The 14,218-nt window shown below is 55.0% G+C and carries 15 protein-coding genes; 4 read left to right on the forward strand and 11 right to left on the reverse strand.

Annotation, left to right across the window (positions count from 1 at the left end; genetic code table 11):
- Positions 1 to 237: 237 nt before the first annotated feature.
- From HDF08_RS00325 to HDF08_RS00335, 3 genes are all read right to left on the reverse strand, one after another.
- Entirely contained in the window at positions 238 to 2,001 is a 1,764-nt protein-coding gene (locus HDF08_RS00325) for a PP2C family protein-serine/threonine phosphatase (RefSeq protein WP_179636475.1), read from the reverse strand.
- 632 nt (positions 2,002 to 2,633) lie between these two features.
- Positions 2,634 to 3,167, reverse strand: coding sequence for an NmrA family NAD(P)-binding protein (locus tag HDF08_RS22015; protein WP_373563092.1), 534 nt, complete (start codon positions 3,165 to 3,167; stop codon positions 2,634 to 2,636).
- A gap of 139 nt (positions 3,168 to 3,306) precedes the next feature.
- Positions 3,307 to 4,194: a helix-turn-helix domain-containing protein gene (locus HDF08_RS00335; protein ID WP_179636476.1), complete on the reverse strand. Its 888-nt coding sequence runs from the start codon at positions 4,192 to 4,194 to the stop codon at positions 3,307 to 3,309.
- A gap of 233 nt (positions 4,195 to 4,427) precedes the next feature.
- Between HDF08_RS00335 and HDF08_RS21535 the strand changes: the two genes are divergently transcribed.
- Positions 4,428 to 4,964 carry a glycosyltransferase gene (locus HDF08_RS21535; RefSeq protein ID WP_257030808.1) on the forward strand — a complete coding sequence of 179 codons (537 nt, stop codon included), beginning with the start codon at positions 4,428 to 4,430 and terminating at the stop codon, positions 4,962 to 4,964.
- A 233-nt stretch (positions 4,965 to 5,197) separates the two neighbouring features.
- Positions 5,198 to 5,707, forward strand: coding sequence for a glycosyltransferase (locus tag HDF08_RS21540; protein WP_373563093.1), 510 nt, complete (start codon positions 5,198 to 5,200; stop codon positions 5,705 to 5,707).
- 637 nt (positions 5,708 to 6,344) lie between these two features.
- Here HDF08_RS21540 and HDF08_RS00345 read toward each other — a convergent pair.
- From HDF08_RS00345 to HDF08_RS00365, 5 genes are all read right to left on the reverse strand, one after another.
- Positions 6,345 to 7,229, reverse strand: a complete 885-nt coding sequence (locus HDF08_RS00345) for an SDR family NAD(P)-dependent oxidoreductase (protein ID WP_257030809.1) — start codon at positions 7,227 to 7,229, stop codon at positions 6,345 to 6,347.
- A 165-nt stretch (positions 7,230 to 7,394) separates the two neighbouring features.
- Complete coding sequence (locus tag HDF08_RS00350; RefSeq protein WP_179636477.1) at positions 7,395 to 7,871, reverse strand: cupin domain-containing protein; 477 nt, start codon at positions 7,869 to 7,871, stop codon at positions 7,395 to 7,397.
- Positions 7,872 to 7,924: 53 nt separating this feature from the next.
- Positions 7,925 to 9,310 carry a PQQ-dependent sugar dehydrogenase gene (locus HDF08_RS00355; RefSeq protein WP_179636478.1) on the reverse strand — a complete coding sequence of 462 codons (1,386 nt, stop codon included), beginning with the start codon at positions 9,308 to 9,310 and terminating at the stop codon, positions 7,925 to 7,927.
- Between the two features lie 61 nt (positions 9,311 to 9,371).
- On the reverse strand, positions 9,372 to 10,265 hold the full coding sequence (locus tag HDF08_RS00360) for an aldo/keto reductase (protein WP_179636479.1): 894 nt from the start codon (positions 10,263 to 10,265) through the stop codon (positions 9,372 to 9,374).
- Between the two features lie 58 nt (positions 10,266 to 10,323).
- The gene (locus HDF08_RS00365) at positions 10,324 to 10,839 is read right to left on the reverse strand and encodes a cupin domain-containing protein (protein WP_179636480.1); all 516 of its coding nucleotides are present in this window, start codon (positions 10,837 to 10,839) and stop codon (positions 10,324 to 10,326) included.
- 164 nt (positions 10,840 to 11,003) lie between these two features.
- On the opposite strand from HDF08_RS00365, the gene HDF08_RS00370 reads away from it, so the two are divergent.
- Positions 11,004 to 11,624, forward strand: coding sequence for a TetR/AcrR family transcriptional regulator (locus tag HDF08_RS00370; RefSeq protein ID WP_179636481.1), 621 nt, complete (start codon positions 11,004 to 11,006; stop codon positions 11,622 to 11,624).
- Between the two features lie 330 nt (positions 11,625 to 11,954).
- Here the strand turns inward: HDF08_RS00370 and HDF08_RS00375 are convergent, their stop codons facing one another.
- From HDF08_RS00375 to HDF08_RS21385, 3 genes are all read right to left on the reverse strand, one after another.
- Positions 11,955 to 12,110 (reverse strand): hypothetical protein, encoded by a 156-nt coding sequence (locus HDF08_RS00375; protein WP_179636482.1) that lies wholly within the window; start codon positions 12,108 to 12,110, stop codon positions 11,955 to 11,957.
- A gap of 549 nt (positions 12,111 to 12,659) precedes the next feature.
- Entirely contained in the window at positions 12,660 to 13,103 is a 444-nt protein-coding gene (locus HDF08_RS22020; protein ID WP_373563159.1) for a zinc-binding dehydrogenase, read from the reverse strand.
- Positions 13,000 to 13,401, reverse strand: coding sequence for an alcohol dehydrogenase catalytic domain-containing protein (locus HDF08_RS21385; RefSeq protein WP_218884461.1), 402 nt, complete (start codon positions 13,399 to 13,401; stop codon positions 13,000 to 13,002). The genes HDF08_RS22020 and HDF08_RS21385 overlap by 104 nt, the downstream gene beginning before the upstream one ends.
- A 252-nt stretch (positions 13,402 to 13,653) precedes the next feature.
- Between HDF08_RS21385 and HDF08_RS22025 the strand changes: the two genes are divergently transcribed.
- Positions 13,654 to 14,163 carry an SRPBCC family protein gene (locus tag HDF08_RS22025; RefSeq protein WP_353068028.1) on the forward strand — a complete coding sequence of 170 codons (510 nt, stop codon included), beginning with the start codon at positions 13,654 to 13,656 and terminating at the stop codon, positions 14,161 to 14,163.
- Positions 14,164 to 14,218: the final 55 nt, after the last annotated feature.

A 14,218-nucleotide genomic window follows, 5' to 3' on the forward strand; every position in this document is an offset into this window, starting at 1 on the left:
ACCGCTGTCAGTTGCGCGCATTATGGAGGGTTTCAGGCGTGCCTGAAGGTCCTTGAATCCTGGCAAGTTACGCCTGAGCCAGGGCCTCCGCGGCAAAGTTAGTTTTAGCAGGTGCAGATGTACCCTTGCGTCCTTCACTCTTCGCTTCCGTAAGTGCTGTAACTCGTCTTTCTGATACGTCCAAGCTATCTCCTGCGGCATGATTCAGCAAGCAGACTTACACCCTCTCGGGTGCCGTCAATTCACCGAGATTTGACCGTCAGTCACGGTCAGAACGAGAATGGTCGTATCGTCGAACTGTTCGGCACCCGCTGACCATACAGCAAGACACTGGGACAGCAGTGAGCAGATTTCCTTAGCCGTAGCTCCCTTCGGCAGAGATCTGCAGCGCTCCACCAGCCTTTCTTCACCAAATTCCTCCCCTTCCGCATTCAACGCGTCTATCAATCCATCGCTGTACACGACGACGGTGCAACCCTTCGATACAGTGACCTGAAACTCCTGATAAATCGCGTCCGGGAATAACCCGATCGGCAAATCACCATGGAGGAGCGCAGTGACTTCGCCGGTCTCTGAGATGAAAATGGGTCGACAATGCCCGGCATTGATATACCGCAGCCGCGCGCTGTGGGAATTGTATTCTCCATAGAACATAGTGACGTATCGGTTGTCGCCAAAGCGTCCACAGAGATCACGGTTGAGCGCCGCAGCGAAGGCGGAAGGAGAGGGCCGCGCGTATGATTCATCGGGGGTAAGCATTCTGCCGTGTGTGACCGCCTGAAGGTGCGCCATCATCAATGCTGCCGACATACCCTTGCCGCTTACGTCAGCGCATAGCAGGCCCACCGAGCTGCTGCTGCAGGAAAAGAAATCATAAAGATCACCACTTACGATACGGGCGGCCGTGGTGCTGCCCCACACCGTCGCCCCTGACAGGACCGGCGCCGCGCGCGGATAGAGATATTGCTGTGCCTCACGAGCCAACGTCATATCGCGTTCCAGCGTAATACGATGATTCTCTTGTTTGTACAGACCGGCTAGCTGAGAAGTCATGGCATTGAACGAACCCACGAGCGATCCCAGTTGATCGTGTTCGATAATAGGAATGCTGATCGAAAAATCACCCATTCCGACGACATGCGCGGCATGGGTCAAGGTATTAATTACAGTGACGATGCGTCTGCTCAGGCGAAGAGAAAACCACATGCCGCATGCGTAGAGGGAACCCAGACCGAACCCAATGGTGATTAGAGGAGCGACCCACGATGCTCTGCGCAGGCCCATACGGCTGAGATCCTCTATAGTCCGTGCATAGCTGGGGCGAAGCTGGCATATCACCCAGCTTTCGGAGGCGCCGGTCTCCCAGTTCCGCGCGACAATCACGACAGGAACCGGCTGGGACGAACCCGGTATAAAGTTGGCTTTGATTTCTCCAGCAATCCCCTCATCGCGCCGGTAGGGACGAAGCAGCACTGGCCTGCTGTCTACGATCTCCAAGCCCGAAGCCTTTGATAATTGATTCAGGAACATTCCGCCAAGAGGAATTCTGACAAGAACCCTTACCGAACAACCCTCGCGTTTCACGGTGCGCAGGAAGCGAATTTCGGCACTCCCCCGATCTTCAACGAGACCAGCGAAGGACGTTGCATCAAGCCACCGCGGATTGGCGTTGTGGCGGGCCTCTGGGGACAGGATTGAAACCATGCTTTCACTACCCGGCCACGTAGCATTCAACTGTTCGGTGAAGGCTGCGAAAGGGGGCAAATCGGAGGCGTACCGGCATCCCTGTACCTTCTCAAGGACGGGATCCATGAGCCCCTTGCGGCTTTCAACGATAACCTTGATTCGTTCCTCAATCAGGTACGCGCTCTCCCGTCGTATGATCACGTTCAGGACTGCTATCGAAAAGCCAGTCACCATGATCACCGAGACCACGCTGGAGAGTGAAAAGAGGATCAGGATTTTCCAACGGATAGTAGTCCAAAAGGTTCCTAGCTTCAAAGAATTTTCCTGTTGCCATGCGATGCCTAATTCGAGCGCACCAACGCGCAGATCTCATGAGATGGATTCGTGGGGATTACGGCTTACGTTACTCTGACTTAATCTTTAGAAGATTTACCATCACTTGGAGTCGGAACGGCACTCGCAAACTTTCAACGCGCGCCACCGCGTCAGTGGAGCCTCATCCCGCCAACTTCTCTAGCTTCGCAAGTTGACTGATCGCATTGTTGACCAGAGTGCGAATGACGGTTTCAGCGGTTGTCTCTCTCTTGCGCGAGCCTTCGAACTCAATCCAACCCTCATTTGAAATCTTCCAGCATTCGGATGCGCGAATGCGGATTGACCATCCCCTGCGCGATGAACAAACCTTCCCACGACTCGCGCGGAACCGCTTTGGCGTGGACCTGCCGGCGTAGAGCCTTCCGAGAGCGTCCGCGATATTCTGCGGATCGTGCGCTTCGGGCCCTCAAGCTCGACCACCCGAAGCCCATCCCACCGCCCTTGGATCAGCTCGGCTGCCACGCGGCTTATGTCTTCACCTGCCACCATCGGGACCAGCTTATCGAGCGGACTCAGGAAACTGTGTATGACGCCGACATCACGAGCGGAATCGATGTCCCAAGAAACGTTCTCTAAGAACCAGGCTGGGCGCAGGTACGTGACCGGGGCAGCGCGCTCGCTGAAGGCCGATTCCCCGACGGTATGCTGAGAGTGTAGGTTCGTTTGCCGGGCTTGCGCGCCGATGGTTGAAAGGTAGAGTACTTTGCCGACACCTGCGTTTCGTGCAGCATTCTATGTGCGGTCATGGCAGCAAATGCTTCGGCAAAGCCTGGATGAGGATCGAATATTGGTGGCGGCAAGATAAACACCGCCTCGGCACTTCGAAAAGCGGCAGTAAGAGCTTTCTTGTCCAAGGGTTCAGCGACAGCGATTTTGCACCCCTGCTGCCTCCAGTTTTCACCCTTCTTCGGGTCGCGAACGACGCCCCGAACCGCTTGACCCTGGGCTAGCAGATGTCCCGCAAGCCCTCCTCCTATACGTCCAGTTATTCCTGTAATAGCAATCATGTTTCCTCCTCTTTGAGGGTAAACACAGTGTCTGGAATAGTTTTTTGTAAAACTGCCATCTTTACATGATCTCGCCTCAGATTTCGCCTTGAAGAGCATGTCATGGACACAACTTCCAGCATGCGAGCCTTCTATTGCGAGCAACCCGGAGCAGCAAACTGCAACAGCAATTAATCTTGTTGACAATCTCAAATGCCACCCGCTCTGTGCCGTATCGATTGCCCGGTCTGCTTCGAGACTAAGAAGCAAACTGGCGACGATACTGACCAGGCGTAAGCCCTCGACGAGCTTTGAAGATCTGGGTGAAGTGAGCCTGGCTTGCAAACCCACACTCGCTCGCGATATCGATCAGACGGGGAGCTTTGTCGCGCAGCAGGCTTTCCGCCTTTGCCACACGCAGTTCGAGCAGGTACTGATGCGGGGTCATACCAGTAGACGCACGGAAGGAGCGCAAAAGATGCGTCGAGCTGTAGTTTGCTTCGCGTGCCATCGCTGCTAGCGATATGTCACGATGCAAGTTACTTTCCATCCAATCACGAAGACGCCTTAGCAGTCGGGGATGCATCACGGGAGCTGCGGGAGCCTGTGGGACAGACTTGCTGGATGCAAGGGCAAGATAACGGCTGACAAGAGCCTGTACAAGGGATTCCGCATACATGCGTCCCGCGAGACCACCAGCTTCCATCTCCTCCGATAGCAGGTTGACGATATGTTCGGTGGCGCGGTCGCGTATACCGGTTTTGAAGAGCAACTCGGGCATTTGTCCCTTGCGCTCTTCCATCGCGATCGCCTGCACGACTGCGTCTTCGACCGCACAGCTGATGAGTTCGGAAGAGGAGCACAGCCGCACCGCCGGAATCGTTCCGAGAGGAACTAGCGTAAGCGCGCCGGGCGCTTTTGTGAACGGCAGCACACCTCCATGGGCGGTCTTGCCTTCAAAGATGGCAGGACGCTTTCCTAATGCGGAGATCAGATGCCAGCGGCTGACGCCGAGCGGCCGTTCTCCCGGCGTCATGGCATGCTTCTCGATAAAGAAGCCCTTCCAAGGGAGTGACTCACTCGTCCCAAGCATCTTTGCGCCAAAGGGGATCAGGCCGACAAGCTGCGAAGAATTGCGCTCTGCCATATGGGGTTAGATGCGTTCGCATGTCGTTCGACTCACGTGCGTAATCCTGTGACGAGATTCTGTAAAGATCGCAGCTTTCCAAAAGATCATCACGGAGCTACTGGCTACATTCAGAGAGGAAACATCATTGCCATCACAGGACATTCTGAATTTACGAACACTCAGAGCCTTCTATACTCGCCTGCTGAAAATAGCCGGCACATAACGTCGGCACATAACTAGGAGAGGTATTAGTGAAGATCGGTTTTATAGCTTATCCCGCCTCAGGGCATCTGTATCCGATGACGGCCCTCGCACGCAAACTACAAGCGCGGGGACACAAAGTGATTTGCATTGGTATTCCGGATGCCGAATCTATCATTCGGGCTGCAGGATTGGCCTTTGTCCCGTATTGCGAGCAAGAATTTCCCGCGGGATCGCTGACTGAAGCCTATGCGCCGATAGCGAAGATGCATGGTATGGAGGTTGTGACCTATACCTGCGAGAAAGTGTTCGCGCCTCTTGCCCGGGCAGCTTTCAAGAATCTTCCACGGATATTGCAGGACACAGGCATTGAAGCTTTGGTAATGGATCCCATTCACTTCTTCCTTGAACTGGTTCCCATCAGCATGAGCATTCCTTACGTCCAGGTCTGCTGCGCTTTACATCTTGACGCATCAGGAACGACGCCCCCATTTATCTTCAACTGGCCACACGAGACCACCCCGGAGGCGGTGAGCAGGAACGTCGAAGGAGTACATCAGGTCGTTCAACACTCTCTCAGGTACTGATTGAGGCGGCGCACTACGCCGACAGCGCCGGTCTTCGAAGCGATTGGCAGGAGCCTGGATCAACCCAGTCCAAGCTTGCTGTCATTACACAGACGCCGAAAGAGTTCGACTTCCCCGGCATCCCGTGGCCTTCCCAATTTCACTATGCCGGACCGCTTCACGACGACGAAGGCCGTGAGCCTGTAGCTTTTCCTTGGGAAAAATTAAATGGCAAGCCTCTGATCTACGCCTCATTGGGAACCCTGGTCAACGGATTGGACCATGCCTACAAGGCGATACTTGAAGCTGCCGAGAAACTTCAAGAGGTTCAGCTTGTTCTTTCAGTTGGACTGTCCATCAATCCCGATGATCTGCGGCCAACTCCACCGGACGCAATCATCGTTCGCACCGCCCCTCAACTGCAACTTTTGAAGCGTGCCGCACTTTGTATAACCCATGCAGGACTAAATACAACCCTTGAAGCGTTGGCCCAGGGAGTACCAATGGTCGCTGTTCCAATCGGCTATGACCAGCCCGGTGTGGCTGCCAGAATCGAGTATCACAGAGTAGGGAGATCTCTGGAGATTGCGGCGCTTACAGGGGAAAACATGTTAGAGGCGATCCGGGAAGTGCTTAAGAATTGGAGTTACCGCGCAAGAGCCCGTTACTTCCAAAAGGTTATAAAACGAACCCGCGGATTGGAAGTCGCTGCCGACCGAATTGAGGAGGCATTCAAAACTGGAACGATTTTCCCTCCGATCTAAGCAGAAGTGTCGGTTCAATTTCATGAAGAAGGCCGGTCCCCAGACCGCACGACGCGGATTGCAGCTGCGAATGAGTTCTTCCCTAAGGAATTTATGTTGTATGTATTGGAACGCCAAATTCAACTAGTAAGGATGCCGCTCTGATCATCTGTACGGTTATGTGATGGTGCTGACGCGCAATAAAGCGGATGTAGAAGATCTGGTACGGGAGAAAGGAAGTTTACGCCTCCTGGCACGACGTTCACGGTTCACCCGTCATGCTTGACCGGATCGATACCTACCCGGACACACTTCGTGCGCACTCCGGTCCTCTCATGCACTTCATCGTCAGCGGCCACTTGCGTGATCAACTAGATAGCAGCTATTTATCAACTGTAGCCTATTCTGTGATAGTGATTTTATTGCTGATAGGCACCTTATGGACAGTTATTGTGGTCTTTTCGTGCCTTCGATTTTGACTTGGTTTACCCCTTGAGACCTCTGCCAATTGTCGGCAGACGTCGTGCCTCGGCGTTTGAGGGTGCTCAGACCGCTGTAGTCCTCGAACCAGGGTGCGTTATCCCTTCGTCTAGCCAAACCGCGGAGTTCCACATTAATGCTAGGGTTTGGCCAACGCAACTTCCAGCTAACTGCGTGGCTAGACGTTATTGGCACTGTCACCACCTGTTACATCGTAGGTCGCGCCTGAAACCATTCGCGCCGCGTCGGATGCAAGGAATACGACGACGGGCGACATCTCTGCCGGATCGATCCACGGCACACCGAGAATTGATTTGCTCTGTAGCACTTTGCGAGCAGCTTCTTCGTCCACGGCTTTGTCGCCCGTTGGCGTGCGTCCCGCCACCTGCAGAGCTTGCTCATATCGTTCCTCATGGCGCGTGAGTGGTGTATCAATGAGTCCTGGCACAAGGCAATTAACGGTGACGCCATGCGGCCCCAGTTCCATCGCTGCAGACTTCATCAAGCCAATAATGCCCCACTTCGATGCCGAATAAGCCGACCCGTTCAAGGTGCCATGCCTTCCCTGAGTCGATGTCGTCATGATGATCCGGCCGTGCTCCTGCTGCACCATGTACGGCGCAAAGGCACGGAGCGCATTGGCTGTGCCCGTCAAATTGACGTCGATCTGGATATGCCAGTCAGGATCTTCCATCTGAAGTAGTGGACGGAACGCCTGGATACCAGCGTTGGCAAACAGAATGTCAATGCGGCCAAACTCTGCGTGGATCTTCTCCGCGGCAATGCGCAGTGCGGGAAGGTCGCGCTGGTCCAGCACAAAGCTTTTCCACTGTACGCCTTCGCTCTTAACCATCTCACCGGTCTGATCGAGTTCGGCGCGGCTAGCAGGTTCTACTCCTGAACGCGGATCGACGACGGCACAAATGTCGATTCCAACCACGTGAGCTCCGCTGTTCGCCAAGGCCAAGGCTACAGCGCGCCCAATTCCGCGTGCCGCTCCAGTGACTACAGCTACTCTCCCATTGAGAATACGTCCCCAAGGTTCTGTCTTCATCTGTGTCATCTGCCCCTCCGTGTTTTGTGCGAGTGAAATCCCGCTCAATGCTGCTGAACCGGCTGCGAGAAAAAACCGGCGCGATACGATCGCCGTTGCTGACTCTTGCTTTCCACTTGATGGCATAAGTACCTCCACTGTCTTTCATTAACGGTTCGGTTGAGCAGATATGATTCAGTACTCCGCCTTTTCGCCTGCCGCAGGAACTGAGGTCGGAACGCCTAGGGTGCCGGCATACGTGATGAGCAGCACGGTGGGTTCATCACCCGACTCGCCTCGATGCACATCATGCACGGATTCTCCTACCGCTTGTCCCTGATGAACAACCTGTGTCTTGCCGCTAGCCTTGTCATGCAGCGTAAGAGTGCCTGAAAGCACGTAGACGGCATTTGGGAATGGATGGGTGTGCCACGGCAGGACGGTGTGTGGTGCGATGGTCAGCTTGATCGTCGTGAGTTGTGGCTGCCCCGTTGGGTAGTGTGTATAGGGCTGGCCGTTCCACGATTGAGTTGTTTGCAGCAGGATTTCGCGGTGACCGCTTGCAACGCTACTCGCGCGGGTTTGAGCGAGCCGGGTTTGAGCGAGCATGGCCGTCAAAGATGCTCCGGTGACGATAGTGGCAATTCGAATACTGTGATATTTGGAAATCATGTCGGTTGTCTCCATTTGTGATAAGGGTCTGCTCGAAACTCGGCACGGTCTGGCTATTTGTCGGTGTACGATATGCGCCAGACGCTGCGAGAGCCGTCATCTGTCACGTAGAGAGCGCCATCATGACCTACTGCTACTCCCACTGGGCGACCCCAGACCTGCCCGTCTGCGGTGACGAACCCGGTAAGAAAGTCCTCGTACTCGCCAGTGGCTTTGCCGTTCCGTATGGGAATTCGGATCACTTCATAGCCCCCGCGCTTCGCTCGGTTCCAGGACCCGTGCTCGGCCGCGAATCCGTCGCCGTCGTATTCGGAGGGGAAGGTGGATTTGTTGATGGGATAGAAGGTCATTCCGAGTGAGGCCATATGAGGTTGAACCAGGACATCGGGGGTGATGACTTTGGACTTGAGTTCAGGGTGTGTGCCCATAAGTCGCGGATCCTGATGTCCACCCATATAGAACCAGGGCCAGCCATAGAAGCCGCCTTCCTTCACTGAAGTCACGTAGTCTGGAACGAGATTGTTTCCCAAGGCGTCACGCTCGTTCGTGGAGCACCAGAGTTGACCGGTAACAGAGTTTATTGCCTCGCCAACGCAGTTACGAATACCGTAAGCGTACACTTCGACAAATTTGCCCTTTGGGGTGTACTCCAACACGTCCGCCCGATGAAACTCGTTGGGATGGGTGTCAGGGTCGTCGGCATTCGATCCACTTCCAACGGACACGAGCATCTCCTTGCCGTTGGGAGAGAAGACGACATCTCTCGTCCAGTGACCACCGCCACGCAGTTGAGCATAGCCGGGAAGATCGGGCACGATTGTCTCGGGCGCCTTAGCAGCCTTCAGATCTCCGGATTTATAGGCGAATCGAATGATGGTCGTGGCGTTTCCGACGTAGATCCAGTGAGGATTCGCGCCAGCGGGATAAAACGCAATGCCAAAGGGATGATCGAGGCCCGTAACGTAGGTGCTGATGGTGGCTACCTTACCCGCATTCGTCACGCCACGCAGCACCATTATAGAGCCAGCCTGCGAGTCCGCTACGAAGAGATCACCATTCGGTGCAGTATGAATGATGCGTGGCATCACGAAGGTTCCAGACGTGGGCGCGTGCGTCTCTTTCTTATTTTCGGAGCGCTGCATAGGAGTGGCCGCGTCACCGCCCGCATAGAGTTGAACCGTAAAACCGGCTGGGGCAATGGGCCACGCGCCCTCCGGCCTTTGAACAAGAGAGGGGCCGTTGTCGACAGACTCAGACGGTTTCGGCTCTGGCAGATCTGCCACAGTGATCTTTCGCCGGACACCCGGCTTCTGCTGAGTGTAGTCGGCTAAGGCGGCCTGACCGGTGATCGTCTTCTGAGCTTGCAGCGCAGAATGAAGAAACGTGGTGAAGGCGAGAAGGGTTAATACGGGGAATTTCGCTAAGTGTAAGCCGGTCATAATTTTCATCTCCAGGTGTGGCGAAAATCGATCGTGCAATGGCTTAGTAGTGGGCTGTCCTTCAACCTCGAAGACTTGCGGGAGCATGGCTTACAGCGGCCAACTTGTCGTACGCGGCTTGGGAAAGTTCAAGACCCGCAGCAGCGATATTCTCCTCCAGGTGCTTGACCGAGGACGTTCCAGGAATAGGCAGGATCAGTTTGGAACGCTTGAGTAGCCACGCCAATGCGACCTGCAAGGGAGTCACGTCAAGATCGTTTGCAACCTTCTTGATGGCGTCATGTGCCTCCTTCGCTTGACCGAGCGGAGCCCAAGGAAGGAAAGCGATGTTGCTCTGCTCACAGTAATCGACAATGAAGTCCGATTCCCGGTCAGCAAAGCTGTAGCGATTCTGCACAGATACGATCGGAACTATTCTGCGCGCTCTTTCAATGTGCTCGCGGGTTACATTCGAGAGCGCGACATGGCGAATCTTGTTCTGCTCGCGCAGTCTGGCCAGTGTTTCTACCGACGCCTCGAATGACACGGCATTATCGGGAGCGTGCAGTTGGTAAATGTCGATACGATCCAGACGCAGGCGCTTCAGACTCCCCTCAAGTGCTTCGGTGAGATGTTCCGGGCTCGCATTGTGGGTCCATTGGCCCGGGCCTGGACGCTCCCATCCACCCTTGGTTGCGACCACTAATCCAGCCGGATATGGGTAGAGTGCCTCTGCGATCAACTCTTCGGAGGTGCCTGGTCCGTAGGAGTCGGCGGTATCAATCAGATTCACTCCGAGTTCAATCGCCCGTCGGAGGGTCGCCATTGAAGCAGCTTTGTCCGGGGGAGATCCCCACACGCCTGCCCCTGTGATCCGCATCGCTCCATAGCCTAGCCGGTTGACCGTAAGTTCGCCACCGATGGCAAATGTGCCTGCACCTGCGGCTGAAAGAATCTGTTCCTCATTCGTATTCATAAGACTGCTCCTTTTCGTGTTGAGAGTTTGGAATGTATTACCAGCCCACAGTTTGCGCTCAGGTGGCGGGCCAGAAATCGTCAGGCAGATTGACAACGATCGGCTCTGGCGTACTTCGGACAACGACCCATCGAAACGGGTGTTCCTTCGAAGGGTTGAGTTCCTGATGTGGCAACCAACTTGGCACATGGAGAAAGTCGCCCGCTCCAACAGTGGCCGAATGTTCTCCGAAATCGCCCCACCGTACAGTAGCTTCTCCTTCAAGGACGTAAACGACCGTGTCCTGTTCGCCGTGGTGGTGAATGCCGGTCTTCACTAAAGGCTCGACCAAAAATATGCCTGCCCAGAGCGAGGAAACAATACCGTGGATCGCTGTAATGGCGGACATCCTTAGCGATCCTGATGTCTGCTGCGTTTCCGTGCTCAACTCAGCGGGATGCACAATGCTGATTGCTGAATTCGATCCCGTTTGAGATGCCGTCCGAATGGAGGCTCCCGCTGTCGGGTGAATGAGCGAATCTTCGAAATTGATTTCCATGTGGTCTTCATATTTCAGACAGTTTGCGATTGTCATCTTATGTACTGTACTGTACAGTACAAATAAGATGCACTCAAGTTCGAATACGACGCACTAAAAATTCCCAGATGTGAACAAGAGTGGACGCATAAAATGTTGTTAATACAGGAGGATTCCGGCTATGGACCGCGTTGAAATATTTATTCACGACAGGCAGATGAATGCCTAGCAAACCATCGCGAGGAGAAGTTCGAAACAGCAAGCTCCAAAGAGTCGCGGCAGACCTGTTCCTAAAGCGCGGCTATGAGGGCGTCACCATCGACAAGATTGTCGAGGTGGCTGGCGGTTCGAAGAGCACGGTGTATAGCGAATTCGGTGGGAAGTGTGGGCTGTTCATCAGCAGTATCGAGAATCTGTGCCGCGAATCGAATGAGCCGCTCGCGAAGATCGATTACTCAGGATTGAATCTTGAAGAGAGCCTTAAGAAGCTCTCTTTTCACATCCTGAAGCTCATCACCGCAAAACGGTCCGTGGAGCTTCACCGACTCGCCATCGGCGAGGCAGCGAACTGTCCCGAAGTAGGAGAGGCATGGTATACACACGGTCCCGCCAGGACAGCTTCGTTCATACGATCTTTGTTGGAAAGTCGTCGTGAAGAGCTGCGAAAAACAACGATCCCAATTGATCGGATGGCGGTGATCCTTCACGACTCATTGACAGGAGACGTCCTATACCGCCTGCTGGCAGGAGTCGGTAAGCATGAAAATGACGCGGAGCTTGAGCGATTGGCTTGCGCTGCAGTCGACGTCATTCTCGAGAACATCTGCAGCACTGTGCCCTAAAGGCGCTTATCTCGCGCACGTCGCATCCATCTGTACCGGCGCATTCCTTCTCGCAGAGCAGGCCTCCTCAACGGGAAGCAAGCCGTTACCCACTGAACTTCTGTGACCGTCTCGCCAGGGAATACCAAAAAGTCGTTGTGCGGCCCGAGCCGATCTATCTGCACGACGGCTCTATCTGCACATCGGCAGGTACTACAGCCGGTATTGACCTCTCTCTTGCCCTGGTTGAAGAAGACCACGGACACGAAACAGCTCTCAAGATCGCGCGTTTCCTGGTCATGGTTCTCGTGCGTCCGGGCGGGCAAGCACAATACAGCCACATGCTTCGCATCAGGCATCACCTGAAAGCCATTGCGCGAGCTTCAGGTATGGAGCCTCCAGCACGTTCGTGAAGACCTCACCGTCGAATCGCTCGCTGAGCGCATTGGTATGAGCGTCCGCCATTTCACGCACGTCTGCCTCCGCAGCCCATTTCAAAGAGGACATCCTGCAGGCCTTCTACGACAACATCAAACACAAGTCTGAGACTACCTTCGGAAACGTAAAAGCAGACGTACTCGCCGACAAAGATCCCCGCTTTCTCCGTAGCAACTTCTGCAGTGTGATCCGTAACTCTTCCTGGCGCGGCCAATCAAGCGAAAGGCCCGTATTGCGAAGACAGGTTTTCACCCGTTCGCATTCAGGATATTGATGTAATGACAGACCAAGGATATTCGGCATTGTTGACTCGTCGGCGCTTTGCACAGCTTTCGGGCATGGCCACGGGGTCGGTTCTCCTGGGCGCAGCGTCCGGAGCGGCGCCCTCCGGACGCCACGCTGGAGATCGCTCCGTACACGCTCGAGGCTTCCCCTAAACACCACATTCGAACAGTCGCCTATAACGGCCAGGTTCCCGGTCCGCTTCTTCGCATGCGCCAGGGTCAACAATAAACGATTGAGGTGCGCAACCCTTGATGGCCCTTTGACTGACTGCGCTGCGATGGCTGGAAACGCTCATGCGATACCCATCCTGTACCCCGCTATGTGCGAGATCTGCTACTGGCTCTTAACTGGCCCACGCGGCGCAGGGATTATGGGTATGACGGTCGGGAGATGCTTCCCGCATTCTCCCTCGGCTCGATCATGAGAAAGCCATGCTGGCCACCGTACTGCGCTCTGCCCAGGTCCTTCATCGGCGCCCAGTTTACGGGCGCGCTCCAGTTTCTCGTCAGAGGACGATGTAATAAGGACACGCGCCCCGTGCGCCTTTGCAAACTGCATTGCAAAAAGCGATACGCCGCCGGTGCCGAGCACGAGAGTTGTCTTGTGCGGTCCCAGTCCAGCACTGCGAATGGCGCGCCAAGCCGTGGTTGCCGCTATCGGTAAGGTGGCAGATTCAGCGTTCGATAGATGCGCCGGCGTGCGGACCAGCGAACGCAGGAACCACCACATACTCCGCAAGGCTACCAGGAAGATCGATGCCACGACGCGGTCCACCATCGGCGGTGGGCATCCGGCCATCTTGCCAGTTGGGAATGAAATGCGGGATGACCCGTTCTCCAACCTTCCAGTCGGCCACAGGCGCGCCGATATCCGCGATCTCGCCCGCCCCGTCTGTTACGGGGATGATCGGAAAATTGTTGAGGGAGTACTTACCGGTGGCAACGGCGATATCAAGAAAGTTCAACGAAGCGACCCGCAGACGAACTAACACATCACCCGGGCCTGGGACGGGATCAGAATAAGTGCAGGAATGCAGTGAATCGACACGTGGCGCTGCTAGCTCAATGACTTTCATGGTTTCTACCAGTTCGTCGTTTAGATGGCCGCGGAATCGATTCGATTCCACACCTTGCCAGCACGCGAAATACTACGGATAAGTAGGTTTAGCGTCAGTGATCTCCACTGATGAAAAGCGCGTTTGCGGGGATTAACGAGCACTCGCAGAATTCTGTATCGTAGGGTTATGCAGCGAGGCTTTGTATTGTTAGGTGTATTGTTCCTGATATTCGTGGGTTCGCATAAACCCTCCCGTGCACAGACCCCAGCCATGGCGCGCGACATCGCCCTGAACGATTTGGCACGCCGAGACACTACTATTCACTGGCCAAAAGGTTTCGACCCTGCAACGGCCGCGCAGTTCAGCCATAATGAGCTTCTCATTCCGGCACCATGCGAGCATGTCTTCGCGCAGATGGCAAACGTTACCGCATGGCCAGAATGGTTCATCCTGGTAAAAGATGTCAGGGTTGAGGGACCGAACAAAACTCCAGGACTAGGGCGTACTCTCTCGCTATCCATCTTCAACACACCCATCACAGCAAAGATCACGGAGTGGGTTCCCGGAAAGCGCCTAAGCTGGACACCCGAAACTGTCGCGCCATCTGAGTCGAGTCACTACCATGCGTGGCACTTCATACCTGTCGAGGGCGGCTGCAGAGCAGTGACAGAAGAGGTAGGCGTGGGACCAGCCGACAAGAAGCTGGGGACCGAAGGCAGCTTTTACATGCATCGAGCACACGACCTATGGTTAGCCTCGCTAAGATACGCTTCCGAGTAGCTTTAGAAGGCTTGCGCGCTGCGTGTATCGCTTCGGCGAAGGCACGAGTCGTCGC

The organism is Tunturiibacter empetritectus (assembly GCF_013410875.1).
Classification (GTDB): domain Bacteria; phylum Acidobacteriota; class Terriglobia; order Terriglobales; family Acidobacteriaceae; genus Edaphobacter; species Edaphobacter empetritectus.